Consider the following 22,576-nt stretch of genomic DNA (forward strand, 5'->3'; position numbering starts at 1 on the left):
CCTCCTATAGCTGAGCTTGGCAGTTCCACAGCGATGCTCAAATCATCGGCCATTTTGCTCGCGTGCTGCGCGGCTGCTTTTTCCGCGTCGGCGCAACAGGGCTTCAAGTTTTCCAACCCCTCGCCCGACGAGCAGCGCGAAGCCGCCGCCAAGGCGGGCAAGCAGGCGCAGGTCGACTGGCAACTGGCCACGCCCTGCCGCGACCGCATCCGCAACCGCAAGATCGTCGTGCTGGTGGGCGAAGAGGTGAACGGCCGCGTGTCGGCGCCGCAGGGCCAGTTCGGCCGGCACGTCGAGGCGATCAACATGCGCCTGAAGGGCCTGGGCCTGCAGACCTATTCCGCCGAGCAGATCCGCAAGCAGGTCGCGCAGGAAGAAGTCGACGCGTACTTCAAGAACGACCCCGACCGCGCGCTGTCCGCGTCCCGGCGCCTCGCCGCGCAGTACGTGCTCAAGGGCGTGATCGCCACGCAGGCCTATCGCAACACGATGGTCAACGTGAACCAGGTGAACGTGGCGCTGGACTTCACGCTCACCGACGCCGCGGGCCGCCCCGTTTCGAACGCGCGCGCCACCAATGCCAGCTACGCCGGGGCCGACGTCTCCGGCATGGCGCTGACCCTCATCGAAGAACGCGCCGAGGAAATCGTCGCGCAGCTGTACAGCGACTACTGCCGCAACGCCCGGTAGCGGTGACCACACAACAGGAGAGCCACCATGGAGAAGAGAACCCTGCGCGCCAGCGCCGCCTTCGCGGCCGTCGCCACCCTCGCATGCGCGAGCGCGCTCGCGCAACCGACCTTCGGCAACCCGTCGCCGAACGCGGGCAGCTCGACGTCGCAGGCCGCCAATGCGGCCGCCGACCAGGCCGCGTACAAGGAGGTGGAGTACACCAACAAGAACCGGCAGGGCCCGGTGCTGGTGGTGATCCCCGGCGAGATCAAGAGCAACAACGCCGGCTTCATGGCCAAGTTCGCTCCGAACAACATCGCCGACTTCGGCGAGCTCGAGCTGTCGCAGGCCAACTTCCAGGTGCTGGAGCGCTCCAACCTCGGCCCGCTGCTCAACGAGATCTCGCTGGCCTACAACTTGGGCGACCCGCAGGCCGCGCGCAAGACCATGCAGGTCGGCCGGCTCAAGACGGCCAAGTTCGTGGTCAAGTTCGACATCCTCAAGGCCGAGCAGATCGCCGAGAACAAGAAGGGCTTCGACGGCCGCGCGATCGGCGGCCTCATGGGCATGCTGGGCGGCTCCACGGGCAGCTACGCGGCCGGCAGCGCGGTGGGCAGCGTGCAGACCAACGAGACCAGCGGCGTGTGGCTGATCGGCATGCGCTACAAGATCATGGACGCCACCACCACCGAGCAGGTCGCGCAGGGCTACAAGGAACTGAAGATGGAGGTCGGCGCCAACAACACCAGCGTGCTGGGCATCTCGCAGGGCGCCAAGGGCGGCGTCGGCCTGGACACGATGGTGCAGCGCCTGGTGCAGACCAGCGTCTGGGAAATCGACAACAAGTACAAGTGATCGCCGGTTGAAGTCACGATGAACAAGCTCGGCAAGTACCAGATCCGCCGCACGCTCGGCAAGGGCGCGATGGGCATCGTGTACGAGGGCTTCGATCCCGTGATCGAACGCACCGTCGCGATCAAGACCATCCTGCCCTCGCAGCTCGACGGCGCGCAGTACGCCGAGGTCATGGCGCGTTTCAAGCGCGAGGCGCAGGCCGCCGGCCGCCTGAACCACCCGGGCATCGTCGCGATCTACGACTACGGCGAGGAAGTGCCCGAGGACCTCAACGAGGAAGAGGCCACCATGATGGCGCCGAAGGCGGCGCCCGAGAAGCCCGCCGAACGCGTCGCGTATATCGCGATGGAGTTCATCAAGGGCCGCGAGCTGAAGGACCTGTTCGCGAGCAACGAGCGCTTCAAGCCGGACGACGCGGCCCGCATCATGGGCGAGGTGCTGGAGGCGCTGGACCACGCGCATGCGCAAGGCGTCGTGCACCGCGACATCAAGCCCGCCAACATCATCGTGCTGGACAGCGGGCGCATCAAGATCGCCGACTTCGGCATCGCGCGCGTCGAGAAGTCCGAGCTGACGCAGACCGGCGCGGTGCTGGGCACGCCCTCGTACATGTCGCCCGAGCAGTTCATGGGCCACCCCGTCGACGGCCGCAGCGACATCTTCTCGTGCGGCGTGATGCTGTACCAGATGATGACGGGCGAGAAGCCGTTCACCGGCGAGTCGACCACGACCATCATGTACAAGGTGCTGCGCGAAGAGCCGGTGCCGCCCTCGCAGATCAACCTGGCGCTCGCGCCGGCGCTGGACGCGGTGATCCGCAAGGCGCTCGCGAAGAACCCGAACGAGCGGTACCAGGCGGGCAAGGAGTTCGCGGAGGCGCTGCGCGCGGCGGTCGCCGCACCCGCCGGTGCCGCAACCGCCGGTGCCGCGGCCGCTGCGGTCGCGACCAAGCCGCCCCCCGTTGCCGCGCAGTTGCCCGCCGCCGACAGGAAGGCTGTGCCCGCCGGTGCATGGGTCGCGGTTGCCGCTTCCCTCGTCGCCGTCGTCGCCGGCGGCTACGTGTTCTTCGGGACGAAGGTTTCGGGGTCCCTGCAAGTCACCCAGGGCCCCAAGGGCTCCGCCGCTCCCGTGGTGTCATTGACGGCCGGCACGGCGGCGCCCGCGGTCGCGGCGCCACCGGCCGAGCCCGGCACGATGGTCCTGTCCGCGCTCGGCGTCGTCGATTCGAACAACTTCAAGGGCGATGCCGCGGCCCTCGCAGCCGCCGCCCGCGAGGACGCGAAGCGCCAGCTCGTCGAAAAGGCCCTGGCGCTGTACGTCGACAAGTCGTCGCTGGAGGCCAACCGCAAGGTCATCGAGGCCAAGCTGCTCGCCAACTCCGGCTCGTTCATCCGCACGGTGGTGCAGGAAGGCACGGCGGACTCGAAAGGCTCGCTGGTCGAGATGCCCACCCGCGCCGTGGTGAACATGCGCGACGTGCAGCGGTCCCTCAACCAGCTCTCGCGCGAGGAGCGCATCGACTTCATCCGCAACCAGGGCGACCCGCGCATCTCCATCCGCATCGACATCGGCAACGCCGACGGCGGCAACCTCGCGCGCGACCGTTCGCAGCTGGCCGAGAACGTGGTGAAGGACCGCATCAAGTCCTTCGGCTTCCGCGTCTGGTCGGGCGAAGGCGACAACCCCAACGCCGCCAGCGCCCAGCAGGCCGACTTCGTGATCAAGGGCGACGTCAAGCTGCGCACCATGTCGATGAAGCTGCAGGCCTCGGGCCTGACGGTGTCCAAGAGCGCCATCACGTCGTGGACGCTCAAGGCCATCGACACCGGCACGGGCGAGGAGGTCTACCTGAGCACCAAGATGCCGCAGGGCCAGAGCTGGGCCAACGAGGACCAGGCGCTGGCCGAGATCGGCAAGCTGGTGGGCGACGAGTTCTCGAAGAACTTCTTCCTGTCCTATTTCAGCTACCGCCCGCAGAAGACGACCCTCGTCTTCACGGGCCTGCCCGAGGGCGGCAGCGGCGCGCTCCTGCGCGAGCTGCGCTCCCTGCGCACGGTGCTCGATGCGCAGGCGGCCGAAGGCGGCCGGTTCACCTTGCAGCTGCCTCCCGGCAGCGCCACGGACATCGTGCAGGACGCGGTGCTGCGCCCGCTCAACGCCAAGATGGGCGAAGCGTGCTTCGCGCTGGGCGGCGCCACGGCCACCGAGGTCAACGTGACGCTCAGCGGCGCTTGCGCCAGCCCGCAGATGAAGACCAAGCTCGACTCGGGCGCGCCCGCGGGCTGGAAGTTCACGGCCCCCAAGACCACCGTCTGACCCCGGCACAGGTGCCCTTGCGCCGCGCCGCAGTGCGCCTATGATGGTTCGGCCACTCCGAGGAGACCACTCATGGCCAAGAAGAAAGCCGATTCCGGCGTCTACCGCGTCACCGAGATCATCGGCACGAGCCCGACCTCATGGGAAGCCGCCGCGAAGAACGCGGTGGAGACCGCCGCCAAGTCGCTGCGCGACCTGCGCGTGGCCGAGGTCGGCCAGCTGGACCTGAAGATCGAGAACGGCAAGGTGGTCGCGTACCGCGCCCGCGTCTCGCTGTCGTTCAAGTACGACGGCTAGCCGCCCTTCGAGCTGAAGACGAAGATCCCGGCGATCACCAGCACGCTGCCCGCCGCGATCCACGCGGTGAAGGGCTCGCCGAGGATCAGCACGCCCATCAGGATGGTCGACAGCGGGCCGACCATGCCCGTCTGCGCGGCCGTCGCCGGGCCGATGCGCTCGATCGCCATCATCACCAGCAGCACCGGCACCGCGGTGCACAGGCTCGCGTTCAGGACGGACAGCCAGATCACTTCCGGCGCCACGGCGAAGGCGCTTCCCACCGGCCGCAGCACGACGAACTGCACGATGCAGCACACGCACGCAACGCTCGTGGCCAGGCCCACCAGGCGCAGCGACCCCAGTCGCTGCACGAGCTCGCCGCTGTAGACCAGGTAGATCGCGTAGCTGATGGTGCTGGCGAAGACCAGCAGCGAGCCGAGCGCCACGTTGGCGCCTTCCAGCGTCACCTCGTGGCCGAACACCAGCAGCACGCCCGCGTAGCTCACCGCCATGCCCAGTACCTGGCGTTTCGTGAAACGCCTGCGGTACAAGGCCCACCCGAACAGCAGCACCAGCGTCGGGTTGAGGTAGAGGATCAGCCGCTCGAGCGAGGCGGTGATGTACTGCAGCCCCATGAAGTCGAGCATGCTCGCGAGGTAGTAGCCCGACACGCCGAGCCCCGCGATGCCCATCCAGTCGCGTCCCGTGAGCGGCTCCTTGCCGCGGCTGGCCCACCACGCCATCGCGGCGAAGAGCGGCAGCGCGAACAGCATGCGCAGCATGATCAGCGTGACCGCGTCGACCCCGTAGCGGTAGGCGAGCTTGACGATGATCGCCTTGCCGCTGAAGGCGATCGAGCCCGCCAGCGCCATCGCGAGCCCGCTGCCCAGGCGTGGGGCGGGCGCGGGGACGCCGTTCAATCCGCGAACACCTTCGAGTGCAGGCGCCGCAGCGACGCCCACACGCCCAGCGCGACGATGGGGATGGCCACCGCGGCGGTGGCCTCGGCGCTGAACGGCCAGCCGATGGCGTGCGCGCCCTTGGCCATGTAGCTCACGAGGCCGACGATGTAATAGGTGATCGCCGCGACCGACAGGCCTTCCACCGTGGCCTGCAGCTTCAATTGCAGGCCCTGGCGCCGGTTCATCGCGGCGAGCAACAGCTGGCTGCTTTGCTGCTGCTCGATCTCAACGCGCGTGCGCAGCAGGTTGCTGATGCGCGAGACGCGCTGCGACAGCGCGTCCTGCCGCCGCGTGACCCACGCGCACGTGGAGCGCGCCGGCGACAGGCGCCGTTCCATGAACTCGGCGATGGTCTGCAGGCCCGCCAGGCGCGATTCGCCGATGTCGGCGATGCGCCGGTCCACCAGCTCGAAGTAGGCGGCGCTCGCCGAGAAGCGCGAGTGCGTCGCCGCGTACTGGCCTTCCACTTCGCCGGCGAGTTTGGTCAGCCGGTCGAGCAGCTGCGGTTCCTCGTGGCGCCCCGCCGCGCGGATGGCGCCGGCCAGCTCGGCCAGGCCGCTCTCGGCCGAGGCCAGCACCGCCGCGCCTTCGCGCGCCGCGGGCAGCCCCAGCAGCGCCACCATGCGGTAGGTGTCGATCTCGATCAGCCGCTGCACCAGGCGCCCGAGGCGGCGCGGTGCCAGCCCGCCGGCCAGCAGCACCATGCGCGAGAAGCCGTCGGCGTGCAGCTCGAAGTCGGTGTAGACCTCCGCGTGGCCATCGGCCACGGTCGACGCGACCAGCGATTCGTCGTGCAGCACGTGCTTGACCAGGCTGGTGTCCGCCGAGCCGCGCGCCGGCAGCACCCACAGGTGCAGGCTGGCGATGCATTCGCCCGGCAGCTTCGCCAGCCACTCCTGCGGCACGGCCTCGATGGCCGTGGGCGGCTCGCGCTCGCCGAAGCCCTGCGCGTCGAAGGCGCGCGAGAAGGTCCAGGTGACGAATTCGGTGTGCAGCTCCCAGCGCACGCGAAAGCCCGCGCCGATGTCCATGCGCAGGTGCGAAGCCTGCGCGTCGGGCTGCGGCAGGTGGTGGTCGCGCAGCAGCGCGGCCAGGTGCGCGCGGCTCGCCTCGCGCCCCGCCGCGTCGGCCAGCATGACGACGTGCGAAATCGCCAGCGGCGCGCCCATTGCCTCGGGCGGGCGGGCGTGGATCTCGTTGTGCAGCGCCGTGCGCTGCGGATGCGTGTTCGGCGGCATGGCTCCCCCCCGCTGATTGTGCCCGTACAAAGTGAAGCGGCGCCCGCAGGCGCCGCCTTCTCCGTTCGCGATGCCGTCAATCGACTTCGACGAAGGTTTCCTCGCGCTTGGCCTTGATGGACGGCAGCGCCACGATCACGAGCAGGGCCACCGCGCCCGCCAGCAGGCCCGCCGACAGCGGCCGCGTGACGAACACGCTCCAGTCGCCGCGCGACAGCAGCAGCGCCCGGCGCAGGTTCTCTTCCATCATCGGCCCCAGGATGAAGCCGAGCAGCAGCGGCGCCGGTTCGCACCCGAGCTTGATGAACACGTAGCCGATCACGCCGAAGGCCGCGACCATCCACACGTCGAAAGTGTTGTTGTTGGTGGAGTACACGCCCACCGCGCAGAACAGCACGATGGCCGGGAACAGCCAGCGGTAGGGCACGGTCAGCAGCTTGATCCACATGCCGATCAGCGGCAGGTTCAGGATCACGAGCATCGCGTTGCCGATCCACATCGAGGCGATCAGGCCCCAGAACAGCTGCGGGTTGCTGGTCATCACCTGCGGGCCCGGCTGGATGTTGTGGATGGTCATCGCGCCCACCATCAGCGCCATCACGGCGTTGGGCGGGATGCCCAGCGTCAGCAGCGGGATGAAGGAAGTCTGGGCGCCGGCGTTGTTGGCGGACTCGGGCGCCGCGATGCCGCGGATGTTGCCTTTGCCGAATTCGATTTCGCCGGGCTTCGTGCCCATCTTCTTCTCGAGCGCGTAGGCCGCGAAGGCCGCCAGCAGCGCGCCGCCGCCGGGCAGGATGCCCAGTGCCGAGCCCAGGCTCGTGCCGCGCAACACCGCGGGCGCCATGGCCTTGAAGTCTTCCTTGGTGGGCAGCAGGCCCGACACCTTGGCGGTGAACACCTCGCGGTGCTCGCTGGGCACCGACAGGTTGCTGATGATCTCGCCGTAGCCGAACACGCCCATGGCGACGACCACGAAGCCGATGCCGTCGGTGAGTTCCGGGATGTCGAACGAATAGCGCGCCACGCCCGAGTTCACGTCGGTGCCGACCAGGCCGAGCAACAGGCCCAGCACGATCATCGCGATGGCCTTGATGAGCGAACCCGAGGCCAGCACCACGGCGCCGATCAGGCCCAGGATCATGAGCGAGAAGTATTCGGCGGGGCCGAACTTGAACGCCAGTTCCGTCAGCGGCGGCGCGAACGCGGCCAGGATCAGCGTGCCGACGCAGCCGGCGAAGAATGAGCCGAGGCCGGCGGCCGCGAGCGCGGGCCCGGCCCGCCCCCTTCGCGCCATCTGGTAGCCGTCGATACAGGTGACGACCGACGACGATTCGCCCGGTAGGTTCACCAGGATGGCGGTGGTGGAGCCGCCGTACTGCGCGCCGTAGTAGATGCCGGCCAGCATGATCAGCGCCGACACGGGCGGCAGCGCATACGTGGCGGGCAGCAGCATGGCGATCGTGGCCACCGGGCCGATGCCCGGGAGCACGCCGATCAGCGTGCCCAGCAGGCAGCCGATGAAGCAGTACAGCAGGTTGATCGGCGTGAAGGCCACGCCGAAACCGATGGAAAGGTTGGCAATCAGATCCATGTCGTTCTCTTTCGCTTCAGCCCGTGATGAACTTGGGCCACACGGGGAACTGCAGCTTGAGCAGCACGATGAAGGCAAGGTAGCTCACGATGCTGAGCACCACGGCAAGGACCGCCACTTCCTTCCAGTTGAATTCGTCGCCGGCCATCGCGGCCACGAAGGTCAGGCCGATGATCGCGACGATCAGGCCCATGTGCGGCAGGCCGATGCTGGGCAGGCCGCCCAGCAGGATGCCGAACAGCACGTTGGCCGCGATGATGTAGCCCAGGGGCCGCCAGGCCCACTTGCCGATCGGCTCGCCATCTTCTGTCTCGATCGCGAGGGCTTCGAAGATGATGAAGGCGCCCAGGCCCGCGAGCACGATGCCCAGGACGAGCGGGAAGTAGCCCGGCCCCATCCGCGCCGCCTCGCCGACGTTATAGCGGGTCGCACCCCACGAGAATCCCAGCCCGACCGCCATGAACATGAGGCCGGCCCAGAAGTCCCTCTGGCTCTTGATTTTCACGTCGCTGTCTCCTTGCCCTCAACGGCATTACGGTGGCGCGATTGTGGTCGCAATGCCCCCTCGGAAGGATGTGGGTTTCACCTACCGGCGCTCAGCGTCCGGTCAGGTCGCCTACTCGAGCGGAGGCGTCGCAGTGAGCACTTCCTCGATGGTGGTCACGCCCTCGGCCACCCGCAGCGCACCGGCAAGGCGCAGGGGCCTCATCCCATCCGTGACGGCCTGGCGGCGCAGGTTGTCCATCGCCGGCGAGACGTTCACCTTGTCCTTGAACGCTTCGGACACGGTGAGCAGCTCGTACAGGCCCATGCGGCCGAGGAAGCCCGTCATGCGGCAGTCCACGCAGCCCACCGGCTTGTAGGGCTGCCAGGTGCCGGTGATCTTCCAGGGCTTCACCAGCGCGTCCACCTCGGCCCTGGACGCGGTCTCGTCGAGCACGCGGCATTGCTTGCACAAGGTGCGCACCAGGCGTTGCGCCAGCACGCCGCTCACGGTCGCGTTGATGAGGTAGGGCGGCACGCCCAGCTCCATCAGGCGCGTGATGGCCGACGGCGCGTCGTTGGTGTGCAGCGTCGAGAACACGAGGTGGCCGGTGAGCGCCGCCTGCACCGCCATCTCGGCCGTCTCGAGGTCGCGGATCTCGCCGACCATGATGATGTCCGGGTCCTGGCGCATCAGCGCGCGCAGGCCTTCGGCGAACCCGAAGTCCAGCTGCGGCTGCACCTGCGTCTGGTTGAACGCGGGCTCGATCATCTCGATCGGGTCCTCCACGGTGCTCACGTTCACCTCTTCGGTGGCCAGGCGCTTGAGCGTGGAGTACAGCGTGGTGGTCTTGCCCGAGCCCGTGGGGCCGGTGACGAGGATGATGCCGTGCGGCCGCTTGACCAGCTGCTCCCAGCGCTGCGCGTCGTGCGCAGAGAAGCCGAGCGCGTCGAGGTCCTTCACCGCCGTGTCGGGGTCGAAGATGCGCATCACCATCTTCTCGCCGAAGGCCGTGGGCAGCGTCGACAGGCGCATCTCGATCTCGTCGCCGCGCGGGTTGCGCGTCTTGATGCGGCCGTCCTGCGGGCGGCGCTTCTCGACCACGTCCATGCGGCCGAGCAGCTTGATGCGCGCCGTCATCGCGTTGAGCACGGCGATGGGCATCTGGTAGACCGGGTGCAGCACGCCGTCGATGCGGAAGCGGATCACGCCCTGCTCGCGGCGCGGCTCCAGGTGGATGTCGCTCGCGCGCTGGTCGAAGGCATAGGTCCACAGCCAGTCGACCACCTGCACCACGCCCTGGTCGTTGGCGTCCAGCTGCTTGTTGCTCTTGCCCAGCTCGACCAGCTGCTCGAAGCTCGCCGCGCCCGCGTTGCCGCCGGCCTTCTGCGCCGCGCGCACCGACTTGGCCAGCGCGAAGAACTCGGCCGTGTAGCGGTGGATGTCCTGCGGGTTGGACAGCACGCGGCGCACCTTGCGGCGGGCCTGGCGCTCCACCTCGTCGACCCAGCCGGTGATGAAGGGCTCGGCGGTGGCGATGACGCACTCGGTGGGCGTGACCTGCACCGGCAGCACGCGGTGCCGCTCGGCGTAGCCCGCGCTCATGATGTCGGCGACCTTGCCCACGTCCACCTTCAGCGGGTCGATGCGCAGGTAGTCCAGGCCCGTGCGCTGCGCGAGCCACTGCGTGAGCATCTCGATGTCCAGCGGCTTGCCGTCGCTGGCGCGCGTGACGGCCACGGCCGCGAGGCGCACCAGCGGGTGCTGGGCGCTTTCGGCCTGCGAGCAGCGCGCGATGGTGCGGCGCGCCTCCTCGGGCGTGATCACGGCGTCGTGCTCCATCCACTCGACGAGCGTGCGCCAGTCCAGCGGGCCGTGCGGCGTGGTGCGGGCGGAGGCCTTGTCCTTGTGCTTGGCGGTTGCGGCGGTCATGCGGTGGGTGCGGTGGGCCTGAACGAACGCAGCCACTTGCGCGCCGGCAGGCCCCAGCGAGTTTCGATGGTTTCCGCGCGGCGGGCAAGCTCGCCGCGCTCCGGTGTCACGGGGGCGCGCAGGGCGACCACGACGGTGTTGCCCTCGCGCGTCGGGCGGAAGGCCCACACCGCGTCCTCGCCGAAGGCAGCCACGATGCGGCGCAGGCTTTCGCCGTAGCTGGAGTCGCGGCCGAAGAGGTTCACCACCATCGCGCCGTCGGCGGTGAGGAGCTTGCGGCAGTCGGCGTAGAAGGCCTTCGAGTCGAGCACGGGCGCGGCCGCTTCATGGTCGTACAGGTCCACCTGCAGCGCGTCGACCTGGCCGCGCCAGTGGTCGTGCGAAGCCACTTCGCCCGCGTCGCCCAGGATGACCGACAGGCGCGCGTCGTCGGCGGGCAGCTTGAACCACAGGCGGCAGGCCGCGACCACCTGCGGGTTGAGCTCGATGGCCGTCACCTTCATGCGCAGTTTGCGGTGCGAAAACTTGGTGAGCGACGCCGCGCCCAGGCCGAACTGCATCGCGTGGCGCTGCGCCACCGTCGCGGGCTCGACGAAGAGCAGCCACGCCATCATCCGCTGCACGTACTCCAGCTCCAGCTCGTAGGGCCGGCGCAGGTCCATGGACCCCTGCACCCAGGGCGTGCCCAGGTGCAGGTAGCGGATGTCGCCGTGGTCGGAGAACGTGACTTCGGGCAGCAACTCGGGTTTCTTCACGGCGCGCGATTATGGGCTGCCCAGCAGTGGGCCCAGCCGGGGCAGCGCATCGACGGCGTTGGCGCGCAGGGCTGCGGCCAGTTCGTCCTCGCCGATGCCGCGCAGCTGCGCCAGCACGGCGGCGATGCGCGGCAGCTCGCCGGGCTCGTTGCGCCCTTGCGGCACGCCCTGGGCGCGCTCTTCCGCGGTCCGGTACAACCAGTGCGGCGGGATGTCGGGCGAGTCGGTCTCCAGCACGAGGGCTTCCAGCGGCAGCTCCACCGCCAGCCGGCGCACCTGCTGCGCGCGCTCGTAGGTCAGGGTGCCGCCGAAGCCCAGCTTGAACCCCAGCCGCACGAACTCGTGGGCCTGCTGCAGGCTGCCGTTGAAGGCATGCGCGATGCCGCGCACGGGGATCCGGCGCAGGTGTTTGAGGAGCGCGTCGGCCGAGCGCCGCACGTGCAGGATCACCGGCAGGCCGTGGCGGCGCGCCAGCGCGAGCTGCTCGCCATAAAAAAGTTCCTGTCGCGCCGGGTCCAGGCCGGGCACGAACAGGTCGATGCCGATCTCGCCCACCGCCACCAGGCGCGGGTCGGCGGCGTGGGCCGCCAGCGCCGCGTCGAGCAGGACCAGGTCCTCATCCGCCGCCCGCGGGGTGCAGAGCGGGTGGATGCCCAGCGCGTAGCTGTCGCGGCCGGCGTGCGCGAGTTCCCGCACGGCGTCGAAATTCGCCGCCTCCACCGCCGGGACCACGCAATGCGTCACACCGGCGTGGCGCGCGCGCTCACGCACCTGCTCCCGGTCGGCCGCGAATTCGGGCGCGTCCAGGTGGCAGTGCGTGTCGATCCAGCTGGCCATCGCGGGGCATGATGCCTGAAGGAGCTACGCGCTCCTACGTGCAGCCGAGCTCAAACCGTGCTACTGTGCAGGCGAGGTTTTCATGCGCAGGCCCGCCCTCTACAGCTCCAGCCGGCAGCAGCGACAGCAGCAGCCGGAAGCGCCTCGCGGGGCGCCGGAAGCCGCGCAGCCTGCCGCCCCCGCCACCCCCCGCCGCTTCGACCCCGCCAGCCCCCGCGTGCTCTGGGCGGTGATCCTGCTCATGGCCATGGCGCTGGTGTACAGCCTGAGCCTGTCGCTGCGCCACGGCCCGCGCGCGATCACGCAGGAAGATATCGACAAGGCCGTGCTCAAGACCATGGAGACGCAGACCCTGCCCTCCGAGTACGCCAAGGCCTACGACAGCATCCGCCCCGCCGTGGTGCGCGTCGTGAGCTACGTCAAGAAGAGCCGCCTGAAGGAGGCGCTCGAGAAGGCGCACCCCACGCCCAAGTCCCCCAAGACCGCCAAGCCCAAGCCGCTCGGCCCGGCGCTGGAAGGCGACAAGCTGGCCAAGGCCGACGATGACGAGGAAGTCGAGCAGGGCGTGGGCACCGGCGTCGTCATCATCGACAAGGGCGTGATCCTGACCAACCTGCACGTGGTCTCGGGCGCCGACAAGATCAAGGTCACCTTCTCCGACGGCCTGGAAGCCGACGCCTCCATCACCGGCGTGCAGCCCGAGAACGACCTGGCCGTGCTGCAGGCGCGCAAGATCCCCGACGACCTGATCGCCGCCACCATGCGTTCCACCGCCGACCTGCAGCCCGGCGACAAGGTGATGGCGGTGGGCTTCCCCTTCGGCATCGGCCCTTCCGCCTCCGGCGGCGTGGTGTCGGGCCTGAAGCGCTCGTTCCGCTCGCCCGAGGGCAAGCAGGAGATGAACAACCTGATCCAGTTCGACGCGGCGGCCAACCCCGGCAATTCCGGCGGCCCGCTCGTCACGATGGACGGCGAGGTGGTGGGCATCGTCACGGCGATCCTCAACCCCACGCCCGCCCGCACCTTCATCGGCATCGGCTTCGCGGTGCCCATCGAGAACGCCGCCACGGCGGCCGGCCTGCCGCCGTTCTGAGGCGGCTTTTTTTCGTTTTCAACGCAGGGGCAGCATGGATTCGACGACCCGCCAGGACAGCGACACCGCGCAGCTGATGGAACAGATCCTCTACGAGGTCAAGCGCGTGGTGGTGGGCCAGGACCGCTTCCTCGAACGCGTGATGGTCGCCATGCTCGCGCAAGGCCACCTGCTCGTCGAAGGCGTGCCGGGCCTGGCCAAGACGCTCACGGTGAAGACGCTCGCGCAGACGGTGCGCGGCCAGTTCAAGCGCATCCAGTTCACGCCCGACCTGGTGCCGGCCGACCTGGTGGGCACGCGCATCTACAACCAGAAGACCGGCGACTTCAGCACCTCGCTGGGCCCGGTGTTCACCAACCTGCTGCTGGCCGACGAAATCAACCGCGCGCCGGCCAAGGTGCAAAGCGCGCTGCTCGAGGTGATGCAGGAGCGCCAGGTGACCATCGCCGGCGAGACGCACAAGGTGCCCGACCCGTTCCTGGTGATGGCCACGCAGAACCCCATCGAGACCGAAGGCACCTACCCGCTGCCCGAGGCGCAGGTGGACCGCTTCATGATGAAGGTGCTGGTGGACTACCCCACCGACGAGGAAGAGTTCGTCATCGTCGAGCGCGTCACCGGCCCCCGGGTGGACGTGACGGCGGTGGCCACCACGGAACAGCTGGCGCACCTGCAGCACGAATGCCGCCGCGTGTACGTCGACCCGTCGCTGGTGCAGTACGCGGTGCGCCTCGTCTCCGCGACGCGCAACCCCGACAAGCACGGCCTGAAGGACTTGGCGAAGTACATCACCTTCGGCGCCAGCCCGCGCGCCACCATCAACCTGACCGAAGCCTCGCGCGCGCTCGCGATGCTGCGCGGCCGCACCTACGTGCTGCCCGAGGACATGACCGACCTGGTGGCCGACGTGTTCCGCCACCGCATCGTGCTGTCTTACGAGGCGCTGTCCGAAGGCCTCACGCCCGACGCGCTGGTCGGCAAGATCATGGCCAAGATCCCCGCTCCGCCGAAACCGCTGGAACATGAAAAACTGGTGGCGTAAGAAGGCCGAGCCGCAGGCGCCGGCCTCCACCTCGCCCGTGGCCGTGCGCCCGTCGGCGGAGAACGTGCTCAAACGCCTGGAATGGACGGTGATCCGCCGCCTGGACGGGCTGCTGCAGGGCGACTACCGCACGCTGCTGCGCGGCGCGGGCCTGGACCTGGCCGACCTGCGCGAGTACCAGCACCACGACGACGTGCGCCACATCGACTGGAACGTCACCGCGCGCCTGCAGGTGCCGCACGTGCGCGAGTTCACCGAAGACCGCGAGATGGCCGCCTGGTTCCTGGTGGACCTGTCGCCCTCGGTCGACTTCGGCTCGGGCGAGTTCGCCAAGCGCAGCATCAGCTCGGAGTTCACCGCCGTGCTCGCGCGCATCCTCACGCGCCACGGCAACCGCGTCGGCGCGATGCTCTACGGCGCCGGCGTGGACGAGGTCATCCCCACCCGCGGCGGCCGCCGCCACGTGCTGCACCTGCTCGATGCCGTGCAGAAGCGCCAGGCCGCGGGCGAGACGGGCACGACGAAATTGCGTGACCTGCTCGAAGCCGGCGCGGCCATGATCAAGCGGCGCTCCACCATCTTCGTGGTCTCCGACTTCATCAGCGAACCCGGCTGGGAGCGCGCCCTGGCCCTGCTGGCGCAGCGGCACGAAGTGGTGGCCGTGCGCGTGGTGGACCCGCTGGAGCTGGACCTGCCCGACCTTGGCCTCATCACCATGCGCGACGTGGAAACCGGCGAGCAGCTGCTCGTCGACACGCACGACGCGGGCTTCCGCAAGCGCTTCTCGCGCATCGCCGCGCAGCGCGAGGCCGAGCTGCGCGACGCCTTCGTCAAGGCCGGGGTCGACGCGCTGGAGCTCGCCACCGACGGCGACCTGGCCGACGCCGTCATCCGTTTCGTCGAACTGCGCAAGCGCCGCGCCCGGCTCGCCGCCGGCGGCGGCCTGCCCGCCCACCTGAGGGCCGCATGAACTTCCTCTGGCCCCAGTTCCTCTGGTTCATGGCGGCGCTGCCGCTGCTGGTGCTGCTGTACGTGTGGATGCTGCGCCGCAAGCGCAAGACCGCGCTGAAGTACGCGTCGCTGTCCATCGTCAAGGAGGCCATGGGCGCGCGCCAGGGCCTCAAGCGCCACATCCCGCCGCTGCTCTTCCTCTTCGCGATGGCCGCGATGCTGTTCGCCGCCTCGCGGCCGGTTGCGGTCATCACGCTGCCGTCCAACCAGCAGACCATCATCCTGGCGATGGACGTCTCGGGCTCGATGCGCGCCACCGACGTGCAGCCCAGCCGCCTCGTCGCCGCGCAGAACGCGGCCAAGGCCTTCATCACCGAGCTGCCGCGCCACGTGAAGGTGGGCATCGTGGCCTTCGCCGGCTCGGCGCAGGTCGCGCAACTGCCGACGATCAACCGCGAGGACCTGGTCACCGCCATCGACCGCTTCCAGCTGCAGCGCGCCACGGCCACCGGCAACGCCATCGTGATCTCGCTGGCCACGCTGTTTCCCGACGACGGCATCGACCTGCAGTCGCTGCAGACCGGCCGCGACCGCCAGAAGGGCTTCGCCATCGACGCCGAGAAGAAGGAAAAGAAGGTGCGCGAGCCCGTCGCGCCCGGCTCCTACACCTCGGCCGCGATCATCATGCTCACCGACGGCCAGCGCACCACGGGCGTGGACCCGATCGAGGCCGCCAAGCTCGCCGCCGACCGCGGCATCCGCGTCTACACGGTGGGCATCGGAACGGTGGACGGCGAAACGATCGGCTTCGAAGGCTGGTCGATGCGCGTGCGCCTGGACGAGGAAACGCTCAAGCAGATCGCGACCAAGACCAACGCCGAGTACTTCTACGCCGGCACGGCGGCGGACCTGAAGAAGGTCTACGAGTCGCTCAGCTCGAAGCTGACGGTCGAGAAGAAGGAGACCGAGATCTCGGCGCTGTTCGCGATGGCGGCCGCGGGCCTCGCGCTGCTGTCCGCAGCACTCTCCCTGCTGTGGTTTAACCGGATTCTTTGAGCACGCCCGACGCGAGCCGCATCACGCGGCCGCACTTGCGCGCCAGCACCTCGTCGTGCGTCACCAGGATGAAGGCCGTGCCGCGGTCGCGCGCGAGCTGCATCATCATCTCGAACACCACGTCGGCGGTGCTGCGGTCCAGGTTGCCGGTGGGCTCGTCGGCCATCACGCATGCCGGGTTGGTGACCAGCGCCCGCGCGATCGCCACGCGTTGGCGTTCGCCGCCCGAGAGTTCCGCGGGCCGGTGCTTCACGCGCGCGCCCAGCCCCACGGCTTCGAGCGTCTTCGCGGCCTGTTCGTGCGCCTCGTGCAACTGCATGCGGCGGATGCGCAGCGGCATCGCCACGTTGTCCAGCGCCGAGAACTCCGGCAGCAGGTGGTGGAACTGGTAGACGAAGCCCAGGTGCTTGTTGCGCAACTGGCCCTGGGCCGCCGCGTCGAGCTGCGTGAAGGCTTCGCCCATCAGCCGCACGCTGCCCGCCGTCGGCGCATCCAGGCCGCCCAGCAGGTGGAGCAGCGTGCTCTTGCCCGAGCCCGACGCGCCGACGATGGCGACCGTGTCGCCGCGGCGCACGTCGAGGGCTATGCCCTTGAGCACCTCGACGTCGATGTCGCCTTCGTGGAACCGTTTGGTGATGCCTTCGGCCTGCAGGACCGCGCCGTTGTCACTCATAGCGCAGGGCCTCCGCGGGATTCACGCGGCTGGCGCGCCAGCTGGGGTAGATCGTCGCGACGAAGGCGAGCACGAGCGAAATGATGGCAATGGGCAGGATGTCCGCCTGCTGCGGCTCGCTGGGCATGCGCGAGATCAGGTAGATGTCGCGCGGCAGGAAGCTCACCTGCAAGATGTTCTCGATGGCCGGCACGATCACGTCGATGTTGAAGGCCACCGCCAGGCCCAGCACCAGGCCCGCGAGCGTGCCGATCACACCCACCGCGGCGCCCTGCACGACGAAGATGCCCATGATGCTGCCCGGCGACGCGCCCAGCGTGCGCAGGATGGCGATGTCGGCGCGCTTGTCGGTCACCGTCATCACCAGCGTGCTCACGAGGTTGAACGCGGCCACCGCGACGATCAGCGTGAGGATGATGAACATCATGGTCTTTTCGACCTTCACGGCCGCGAACCACGTGCGGTTCTGCTGCGTCCAGTCGCGCACGATGGGGTGGCCCGTGAGCGTGGTGGCCAGCTGCGCGGCGACTTCGGGCGCCTGGTGCAGGTCCTTGAGCTTCAGGCGCACGCCCGTCGGCCCCTCGAGCCGGAAGATGCGCGCGGCGTCTTCCTCGTGCAGCAGCGCCAGGCCGCTGTCGTATTCGAAGTGGCCGGAATCGAAGGTGCCCACCACGGTCATCTGCTTCAGGCGCGGCACGACGCCCGCGGGCGTCACCTGCCCGCCCGGCGCGATCATCGTGACGGGGTCGCCCTCGCGCACGCCGAGGTTGCGCGCGAGCTCGCCACCCAGCACGATGCCGAACTCGCCCGGCTTCAGGCGCGACAGCACCTGCTTCATGTTCGCCGCGAGGTCGGTCACCTCCGGCTCGCGCGCGGGGTCGATGCCGCGCATGATCGCGCCGCGCATGTCCTCGCCGCGCGCCAACAGCGATTGCGCCGCGATGAACGGCGCGGCGCCGACCACCTGCGGGTTGCGGCGCGCTTCCTCGATGGTCTTGTTCACGTCGGCCAGCGTGCCACCGGTGGCGCCGTAGATTTCGATGTGCGAGACCACGCCCAGCATGCGGTCGCGCACCTCCTTCTGGAAGCCGTTCATCACCGACAGCACGATGATGAGCGCGGCCACGCCCAGCGCGATCCCGAGCATCGAGACGCCCGAGATGAAGGAGATGAAGCCGTTGCGGCGGGTCGCCCGGCCGGCGCGCGTGTAGCGCCAGCCCAGCGCCAGTTCGTAGGGGATGCTCACCGGATATGCAGGAAGTGGCCCAGCCGCGCATTGTGGCATCGCCGAGAATACAGCTGTGTCGGACGCTGCCCACTTGTTGATCCCTTTCGCATCGTGCGACGACCGCGGCTGCGCCGAGGCGCGGCGCACGCTCCGGCTGCCGGCGCTGGAACAGCTGCTGGCGCGCCTGCAGCCGGCCGCCGCCGACGAAGGCGACGAGCACATGCTCGCCATGCCCCACGAAAGGGTGCTGGCGCGCGAATTCGGCATCGCCGCGCCCGACGGCTGCGTGCCGTGGGCGGCGTGGCAGGTCGCGCAGGCCGGGCGCGACCCGCAAGGGGCCGCGTGGGCGTGGATCACGCCCTGCCACTGGCAGGTGGGCCAGGACCACGTGGCGATGGCGCACCCGCAGCAGCTGCAGCTGTCCGGCGAGGAATCGCAGGCCCTGCTCGCCGCGATGCGGCCCTACTTCGAGCAGGACGGCATCGCGCTCGAGTACGAGGGGCCGACGCAGTGGCTGGCGCGCGGCGAGGTGTTCCGCGGCTTCGCGTCGGCCTCGCTGGACCGCGTGAGCGGCCGCGTGATCGACCGCTGGATGCCGCGCGGCGACGCGGGCAAGGCGGTGCGGCGCCTGCAGCAGGAGATGCAGATGCTCCTGTACACGAACGAGACCAACGAGGAACGCGCGCGGGGCGGCCTGCCGGTGGTCAACTCCTTCTGGTTGAGCGGCACGGGCGCGCTGCCCGCCTCGGCCGCGCCCCGCGCCCCGGACGGCCTTCAGGTCACGAAGAACCTGCGCGACGCCGCCCTGCTGCAGGACTGGCAGGCGTGGGCCTCGGCATGGCGCCAGGTCGACGAACGCGAGTGCATGCGCCTCGTGGCGGCGCTGGACCGCGGGGAACAAGTCGCGCTGACGTTGTGCGGCGAACGCAACGCCCGCACATTCGCAGGCGCGGGCGGCGGTTTCTTGGGCAAACTGCGGGCAACGCTGCGCGGCAAGCGCGCGGCGCAAGTTCTCGAATCCCTATGAAGATCCTCACGCGCGACATCCCCCCGCGGGCCGCATGGACGCTGGAGCAGGCGGGCGTGCACCCCCTGCTCGCGCGCCTGTACGCGGCGCGCGGCGTGCTCGCGGCCGACGAACTCGACGACGGCCTGGCCCGGCTGCTGCCGCCCGCCGGCATGAAGGGCCTGGCCGAAGCCGCGGTGCTCTTGGCCGACGCCATCGCCGCCAACCGCCGCCTGTGCATCGTCGCCGACTACGACTGCGACGGCGCCACGGCCTGCGCCGTCGCCCTGCGCGGGCTGAAGCTGCTGGGTGCGCAGCAGGTGGACTACATCGTGCCGGACCGCGTGGTGGACGGCTACGGCCTGACGCCCGCGATCGCCCAGCGCGTGAAGGACCGCGGCGCGGACATTCTCGTCACCGTCGACAACGGCATCGCGAGCGTCGAAGGCGTGGCCACGGCCAACGCACTGGGCCTGCAGGTGCTGGTCACCGACCACCACCTGCCCGGGCCGCAGTTGCCCGACGCGGCGGTGATCGTCAACCCGAACCAGCCGGGCTGCGGTTTCGAAAGCAAGTCCATCGCCGGCGTGGGCGTGATGTTCTACGTGCTGATGGCGCTGCGCTCGGAGCTGCGTTCGCGCGGCGCCTTCGATGCGGCGACGCAGCCCAAGCTCGACACGCTGCTGCCGCTGGTGGCGCTCGGCACCGTGGCCGACGTGGTAAAGCTCGACGCCAACAACCGCCGCCTGGTCGCGCAGGGCCTGCGGCGCATCCGCGCCGGCGCCCTGCCGTGCGGCCTGGCCGCGCTCTTCAAGGCCGCGGGCCGCCAGCACCTCGTGGCGACCACCTTCGACTTCGGCTATTCGCTGGGCCCGCGCATCAATGCGGCGGGGCGCCTGGATGACATGCGACTGGGCATCGAGTGCCTGCTGACCGACGACCCGGTCCGCGGCGAAGAACTGGCCCTGCGCCTGGACGGCATCAACCGCGACCGCCAGGGCATCGAAGGCGGCATGCGCGAGCAGGCGATGGAGATCGTCGAGTCGCTCTTCGACGAAAGCGACGTGCCGCCGCCGGCCGTGTGCGTCTTCGATCCCGATTTCCACGAAGGCGTGGTCGGCATCGTCGCCTCGCGCATCAAGGACAAGTGGCACCGCCCCACCTTCGTGTTCGCGGCGAGTTCGGTCGAAGGCAAGGAGCACGAGCTGAAGGGCTCGGGCCGCTCCATCCCGGGCTTCCACTTGCGCGACGCGCTGGACCTGGTGGCCAAGCGCCATCCGGGCGTGCTGCTGCGCTTCGGCGGCCACGCGATGGCCGCGGGCTGCACCATCGCCGAGGAACACCTGGACGTGTTCGAGAACGCCTTCGCGCAGGTCGCGCAGGAGTGGCTCGATGCCGCCACGCTGATGCGCCGCATCGACACCGATGGCCCGCTCGCGCCGGAGTACCGCCGCCCTGACCTGGTCGAGACGCTGCACGCGGTGGTGTGGGGCCAGGGCTTCGCGCCGCCCGTGTTCTCCGAGGAGGTGGAGGTCGTCTCGCAGCGCCTCGTGGGCGACAAGCACCTGCAGCTGAAGTTGCGCCACCAGGGCCAGCCGGTCGATGCGATCTGGTTCGGCCACACCGACCCGCTGCCGGCGCGCGTGAAGATCGCCTTCCGCCTCGACGCCGATGAATGGCAGGGCGTTCGCCGCGTGCGCTTCCTGGTCGAGGGAGCGGAGCTCTAGGCCCCGCCCCCGGCACGCTTACAGGACGAAGTCGCGAGCCACCAGGCTCGTCACCCCCAGCAATTCCACTTCGAGTTCGGCATCGGTATCGCCGTCGATGCTGGCCTGCAGCATGTGAGTCGCGGCATCGAAGCGTACGAGCCCGGCTGCCGAAGCGAAATCCGAGAAGTTCGCTGCGCCGATGAACTTGAACTTCTGGTTGCCGTCGCGAGTCACGTCCGCGTCGATCACCGAAAGGTTGATGTGCTCGCGCGCCGTGACGTCGAAGTCGGTGATGACGTCGATGGCGGGCGAGGCGCTGTCGCTGACCGAGAGGTAGCTGAAGGTATCGGCGCCCAGCCCGCCCGTGAGCGTGTCGGCGCCGCCGCCGCCGATGAGCGTGTTGCTCGCAGAGTTGCCGGTGATGATGTTGTCGAGCGAATTTCCCGTCGCCGTCGCCTTGCGGTTACCCACGAGAAGCACGTTCTCAACGAAATCGCCGAGTTCGAACCGGTCCGTCGCTTGCACGGTGTCGACACCTTCGCCGGCGAGCTCGATGACCACGTCGCCGCGCCCGACGAGATAGACGTCGTCTCCGTCGCCGCCGAGCATCGTTTCGCGGGCATTGCCGCCGGCCAGGACGTCGTTGCCGGGCGAGCCGATGAGCGTGGTGCTGCCGGGCGTCGGCACGATCACCGCACCGATGGCCGACGTCATCGCCTCCGTCACGGAATCGGTGTTCCCATCGCCGTCGATGTAGGTGGCGGTGACCGAAATGACGGTTCCGACGTCCGCGGATCCGAGCAGGTAGGTGTCCGAGGTGGCGCCGCCGATGGGTGTGCCGTCTGAGTTCCATTGGTACGAGATGACGCCGATGCCGTCCACGTCCGCGAGCGTATTGGTGGCGGTGAGCGTGTTTCCGGCCAGGCCGGTGCCGCTGATGGTGACGTTGCCCGTGGGCAGGTCGTCCACGGGCGTGAGGTCGAGCGTGAGGGTGTACGTCGCGCTCTCGGCATCCGACTGGTCGAGCACCTTGAACGTCAGGGACTCGTCGGTGTTGTCGTTGGCCGCCGGCGTGTAGACCAGCAGGTTCGCGGCCAAGTCGGCCGCCGTGACCAGGTCGCCCGCAGACACCGGCGTGCCGTTGAGCGCCAGCACGCCGTTGGCCGGAAGGGTGACGATGCGCACGGACTTGAGCGAGTCGCCGGTGTCGACGTCGGCGAAGCTGCCGAAGTGCGAGGCGTCGAGCGTCTGGGCCGTGTCTTCGTCGAAGGTCACGGAGTCGGCCGCCGAGGTGGGCGCGTCGTTGGCGCCGTGGATGGTCACGGTGAGCGTGGCGGTGCTCGTGTTGCCCGCGGCGTCCTGGACCGTGTAGACGATCGCGTCGGTCAGCGTGTCCGTCGACGTGGCGAGCGCATCGACGGCCGAGTCGGCGGCATTCACCGCATACGTGTAACTGCCATTCGAATTGATCGTAAAGGTGCCGTGCGTGCCGGTGACCGCGGCGCCAACGTCGCCTGGCGCGCCTCCCACGGCATTGATCGACATGGTGTGGGTGTCGGAATCATTCGTGATCACGTTGCCGGTCGCGTCGACGGCCGCGGAAGTGCCCGGTTCAGTGGCGTCGCCCGTATCGTCGTTCGCGTTCGGTGCGGTCGTGTCGATGGTGATCGCGAGGCCCGTCGACGCCACGCTGGTGTTGCCGGCCGCATCCGTTGCCTTGGCGGTCACCGTGTGGGCGCCCGTCGAGAGCGTGCTCACCGTGATCGACCAGTTGCCGCTGCCGTCGGCCGAGCCCGTGCCAACCACCGTCGTCCCGTCCGTGTCGTATAGCGTCACCGTCGCGTTGGCTTCGGCCGTGCCGCTAAACGTCGGCGTGTCGTCGTTGGTCAGGTTGTCG

The 22,576-nt window shown here is 69.2% G+C and carries 20 protein-coding genes; 10 read left to right on the plus strand and 10 right to left on the minus strand.

The window, feature by feature from the left end:
- Positions 1 to 33: 33 nt before the first annotated feature.
- From WG903_RS19040 to WG903_RS19055, 4 genes are all read left to right on the plus strand, one after another.
- Positions 34 to 690 (plus strand): hypothetical protein, encoded by a 657-nt coding sequence (locus tag WG903_RS19040; RefSeq protein WP_340078153.1) that lies wholly within the window; start codon positions 34 to 36, stop codon positions 688 to 690.
- Positions 691 to 717: 27 nt separating this feature from the next.
- On the plus strand, positions 718 to 1,527 hold the full coding sequence (locus tag WG903_RS19045) for a hypothetical protein (protein ID WP_340078154.1): 810 nt from the start codon (positions 718 to 720) through the stop codon (positions 1,525 to 1,527).
- Between the two features lie 18 nt (positions 1,528 to 1,545).
- On the plus strand, positions 1,546 to 3,843 hold the full coding sequence (locus tag WG903_RS19050) for a serine/threonine-protein kinase (RefSeq protein ID WP_340078155.1): 2,298 nt from the start codon (positions 1,546 to 1,548) through the stop codon (positions 3,841 to 3,843).
- Positions 3,844 to 3,915: 72 nt separating this feature from the next.
- Positions 3,916 to 4,140 carry a dodecin family protein gene (locus WG903_RS19055; protein ID WP_340078156.1) on the plus strand — a complete coding sequence of 75 codons (225 nt, stop codon included), beginning with the start codon at positions 3,916 to 3,918 and terminating at the stop codon, positions 4,138 to 4,140.
- Here the strand turns inward: WG903_RS19055 and WG903_RS19060 are convergent.
- The 7 genes from WG903_RS19060 to WG903_RS19090 all read right to left on the minus strand — a co-directional run bounded on the left by WG903_RS19060 (position 4,137) and on the right by WG903_RS19090 (position 11,921).
- The gene (locus WG903_RS19060) at positions 4,137 to 4,994 is read right to left on the minus strand and encodes a DMT family transporter (protein WP_340078287.1); all 858 of its coding nucleotides are present in this window, start codon (positions 4,992 to 4,994) and stop codon (positions 4,137 to 4,139) included. The two genes, WG903_RS19055 and WG903_RS19060, sit on opposite strands and share 4 nt — an antisense overlap.
- Before the next feature lie 44 nt (positions 4,995 to 5,038).
- Entirely contained in the window at positions 5,039 to 6,322 is a 1,284-nt protein-coding gene (locus WG903_RS19065; RefSeq protein ID WP_340078157.1) for a DUF3422 family protein, read from the minus strand.
- Positions 6,323 to 6,398: 76 nt separating this feature from the next.
- A complete protein-coding gene (locus WG903_RS19070; RefSeq protein WP_340078158.1) occupies positions 6,399 to 7,913 on the minus strand; it encodes a tripartite tricarboxylate transporter permease in 1,515 nt (504 codons plus the stop codon).
- A 16-nt stretch (positions 7,914 to 7,929) separates the two neighbouring features.
- Positions 7,930 to 8,418, minus strand: a complete 489-nt coding sequence (locus tag WG903_RS19075) for a tripartite tricarboxylate transporter TctB family protein (protein WP_340078159.1) — start codon at positions 8,416 to 8,418, stop codon at positions 7,930 to 7,932.
- Between the two features lie 111 nt (positions 8,419 to 8,529).
- Positions 8,530 to 10,329 (minus strand): GspE/PulE family protein, encoded by a 1,800-nt coding sequence (locus WG903_RS19080; RefSeq protein WP_340078160.1) that lies wholly within the window; start codon positions 10,327 to 10,329, stop codon positions 8,530 to 8,532.
- On the minus strand, positions 10,326 to 11,084 hold the full coding sequence (locus WG903_RS19085) for a spermidine synthase (RefSeq protein ID WP_340078161.1): 759 nt from the start codon (positions 11,082 to 11,084) through the stop codon (positions 10,326 to 10,328). Before WG903_RS19085 ends, WG903_RS19080 begins: the two co-directional genes overlap by 4 nt.
- A 9-nt stretch (positions 11,085 to 11,093) precedes the next feature.
- Entirely contained in the window at positions 11,094 to 11,921 is an 828-nt protein-coding gene (locus tag WG903_RS19090; RefSeq protein WP_340078162.1) for a TatD family hydrolase, read from the minus strand.
- Positions 11,922 to 12,003: 82 nt separating this feature from the next.
- On the opposite strand from WG903_RS19090, the gene WG903_RS19095 reads away from it, so the two are divergent.
- From WG903_RS19095 to WG903_RS19110, 4 genes are read left to right on the plus strand one after another with little or no spacing between them, the layout of a single operon-like run.
- The gene (locus WG903_RS19095) at positions 12,004 to 13,014 is read left to right on the plus strand and encodes a S1C family serine protease (RefSeq protein WP_340078163.1); all 1,011 of its coding nucleotides are present in this window, start codon (positions 12,004 to 12,006) and stop codon (positions 13,012 to 13,014) included.
- 34 nt (positions 13,015 to 13,048) lie between these two features.
- The gene (locus WG903_RS19100) at positions 13,049 to 14,056 is read left to right on the plus strand and encodes an AAA family ATPase (RefSeq protein ID WP_340078164.1); all 1,008 of its coding nucleotides are present in this window, start codon (positions 13,049 to 13,051) and stop codon (positions 14,054 to 14,056) included.
- A complete protein-coding gene (locus WG903_RS19105; RefSeq protein ID WP_340078165.1) occupies positions 14,037 to 15,026 on the plus strand; it encodes a DUF58 domain-containing protein in 990 nt (329 codons plus the stop codon). The genes WG903_RS19100 and WG903_RS19105 overlap by 20 nt, the downstream gene beginning before the upstream one ends.
- The gene (locus WG903_RS19110) at positions 15,023 to 16,063 is read left to right on the plus strand and encodes a VWA domain-containing protein (RefSeq protein ID WP_340078166.1); all 1,041 of its coding nucleotides are present in this window, start codon (positions 15,023 to 15,025) and stop codon (positions 16,061 to 16,063) included. The genes WG903_RS19105 and WG903_RS19110 overlap by 4 nt, the downstream gene beginning before the upstream one ends.
- On the opposite strand, the gene lolD is transcribed toward WG903_RS19110, so the two are convergent.
- The gene (gene lolD, locus WG903_RS19115; RefSeq protein ID WP_340078167.1) at positions 16,047 to 16,736 is read right to left on the minus strand and encodes a lipoprotein-releasing ABC transporter ATP-binding protein LolD; all 690 of its coding nucleotides are present in this window, start codon (positions 16,734 to 16,736) and stop codon (positions 16,047 to 16,049) included. The genes WG903_RS19110 and lolD overlap by 17 nt on opposite strands.
- A complete protein-coding gene (locus WG903_RS19120) occupies positions 16,729 to 17,982 on the minus strand; it encodes a lipoprotein-releasing ABC transporter permease subunit (protein ID WP_340078168.1) in 1,254 nt (417 codons plus the stop codon). The genes lolD and WG903_RS19120 overlap by 8 nt, the downstream gene beginning before the upstream one ends.
- Positions 17,983 to 18,055: 73 nt before the next feature.
- Here WG903_RS19120 and WG903_RS19125 point away from each other — a divergent pair, with 73 nt between their 5' ends.
- Both WG903_RS19125 and recJ read left to right on the plus strand, forming a co-directional pair.
- Positions 18,056 to 18,991 carry a phosphoglycerate mutase gene (locus tag WG903_RS19125; protein WP_340078169.1) on the plus strand — a complete coding sequence of 312 codons (936 nt, stop codon included), beginning with the start codon at positions 18,056 to 18,058 and terminating at the stop codon, positions 18,989 to 18,991.
- The gene (recJ, locus tag WG903_RS19130) at positions 18,988 to 20,697 is read left to right on the plus strand and encodes a single-stranded-DNA-specific exonuclease RecJ (RefSeq protein ID WP_340078170.1); all 1,710 of its coding nucleotides are present in this window, start codon (positions 18,988 to 18,990) and stop codon (positions 20,695 to 20,697) included. Before WG903_RS19125 ends, recJ begins: the two co-directional genes overlap by 4 nt.
- Positions 20,698 to 20,715: 18 nt before the next feature.
- Here the strand turns inward: recJ and WG903_RS19135 are convergent.
- Positions 20,716 to 22,576 (minus strand): Ig-like domain-containing protein (locus WG903_RS19135; protein ID WP_340078171.1); only part of this gene is annotated, 1,861 nt, incomplete at its 5' end.

This window comes from Ramlibacter sp. PS4R-6, assembly GCF_037572775.1.
Taxonomy (GTDB): domain Bacteria; phylum Pseudomonadota; class Gammaproteobacteria; order Burkholderiales; family Burkholderiaceae_C; genus Ramlibacter.

Excerpts from the sequence above, each read along its gene's own strand:
- WG903_RS19110 (WP_340078166.1), top strand. The coding sequence starts at position 15,023 with ATGAACTTCCTCTGGCCCCAGTTCCTCTGGTTCATGGCGGCGCTGCCG.
- WG903_RS19080 (WP_340078160.1), bottom strand. The coding sequence starts at position 10,329 with ATGACCGCCGCAACCGCCAAGCACAAGGACAAGGCCTCCGCCCGCACC.
- WG903_RS19065 (WP_340078157.1), bottom strand. The coding sequence starts at position 6,322 with ATGCCGCCGAACACGCATCCGCAGCGCACGGCGCTGCACAACGAGATC.
- recJ (WP_340078170.1), top strand. The coding sequence starts at position 18,988 with ATGAAGATCCTCACGCGCGACATCCCCCCGCGGGCCGCATGGACGCTG.
- WG903_RS19040 (WP_340078153.1), top strand. The coding sequence starts at position 34 with ATGCTCAAATCATCGGCCATTTTGCTCGCGTGCTGCGCGGCTGCTTTT.
- WG903_RS19055 (WP_340078156.1), top strand. The coding sequence starts at position 3,916 with ATGGCCAAGAAGAAAGCCGATTCCGGCGTCTACCGCGTCACCGAGATC.
- WG903_RS19045 (WP_340078154.1), top strand. The coding sequence starts at position 718 with ATGGAGAAGAGAACCCTGCGCGCCAGCGCCGCCTTCGCGGCCGTCGCC.
- WG903_RS19105 (WP_340078165.1), top strand. The coding sequence starts at position 14,037 with ATGAAAAACTGGTGGCGTAAGAAGGCCGAGCCGCAGGCGCCGGCCTCC.
- lolD (WP_340078167.1), bottom strand. The coding sequence starts at position 16,736 with ATGAGTGACAACGGCGCGGTCCTGCAGGCCGAAGGCATCACCAAACGG.
- WG903_RS19100 (WP_340078164.1), top strand. The coding sequence starts at position 13,049 with ATGGATTCGACGACCCGCCAGGACAGCGACACCGCGCAGCTGATGGAA.
- WG903_RS19090 (WP_340078162.1), bottom strand. The coding sequence starts at position 11,921 with ATGGCCAGCTGGATCGACACGCACTGCCACCTGGACGCGCCCGAATTC.
- WG903_RS19050 (WP_340078155.1), top strand. The coding sequence starts at position 1,546 with ATGAACAAGCTCGGCAAGTACCAGATCCGCCGCACGCTCGGCAAGGGC.
- WG903_RS19060 (WP_340078287.1), bottom strand. The coding sequence starts at position 4,994 with ATGGCGCTGGCGGGCTCGATCGCCTTCAGCGGCAAGGCGATCATCGTC.
- WG903_RS19095 (WP_340078163.1), top strand. The coding sequence starts at position 12,004 with ATGCGCAGGCCCGCCCTCTACAGCTCCAGCCGGCAGCAGCGACAGCAG.
- WG903_RS19070 (WP_340078158.1), bottom strand. The coding sequence starts at position 7,913 with ATGGATCTGATTGCCAACCTTTCCATCGGTTTCGGCGTGGCCTTCACG.